This is a genomic window from Skermanella sp., from assembly GCF_059503625.1.
In genome coordinates this window covers 1-894 of the sequence record NZ_JCACHA010000086.1, presented here as the reverse complement: position 1 = coordinate 894, position 894 = coordinate 1, and the positions used below count along the sequence as shown (strand labels likewise).

Here is an 894-nt window from a genome sequence, read left to right as displayed (position 1 = left end):
GCTGGTCCAGGGGGGATATCGCTGCATCGCCTATGACCGCCGCGGCCATGGCCGCTCCAGTCAGACCTGGCACGGCAACGATCTGGATACCTATGCCGACGACCTTGCCGAACTCGTCCAGGCGCTCGACCTGCGGGATGCATTCCATATCGGCCATTCCACGGGGGGTGGCGAAGTCACCCGCTACATCGGCCGGCACGGCACCTCGCGGGTTGCTAAGGCCGTGCTGGTCAGCGCCATTCCGCCATTCATGCTCAAGACGGAAGCCAATCCCACTGGCCAGCCAAAGGAGAATTTTGACAAGCTTCGCGCAGCCGTGCTAGCCGATCGAACCCAGCTCTGGAGGGATCTCAGTCTGCCGTTCTACGGATACAACCTGCCGGGCGCCAAGGTGTCGGAAGGCGTACGCGAGCAGTTCGTACACCAATCCATGATGGCTGGCTTTCCGGCGTCGTATCTGGGCATCACGGCGTGGTCGGAGACGGACCTCACCGAGGATCTGAGAAAGTTCAACGTTCCGACGCTCATCATCCACGGCGACGACGACCAGATCGTGCCGATTGCCAACTCGGCCTTGCGGTCCGCGAAGATCATCCCGAATGCAACGCTCAAGATCTACGAGGGCGGTTCGCATGGAATTGCCACAACCCACAAGGATCGGCTCAACCAGGATCTGCTTGCGTTCATCAAGGGGTGAACCGGGCATTCCAAGGTGGGCCGCCAAAGCGCGCCCTCGGACATCGCTTATGCCTCATCGATTGTCACGTCCATCCCTCCCCTGTTGAAACGGTCGAGGAAGATCTCATGGCCTATGCTCACCAACCCCAACTCTCGCGTCGTGGCTTCTGCCTCTGCTGCCTCGGCTCGGCGACCTTTGCGGCCTCCGGTGCTTGG

The 894-nt window shown here is 61.2% G+C and carries 1 protein-coding gene; it reads left to right on the top strand.

Annotation, left to right across the window (positions count from 1 at the left end; all coding sequences use genetic code 11):
* Positions 1-697, top strand: a 697-nt coding sequence (locus AC5JJ6_RS02265) for an alpha/beta fold hydrolase (RefSeq protein ID WP_496040486.1), incomplete at its 5' end; no start/stop codon positions are given.
* Positions 698-894: the final 197 nt, after the last annotated feature.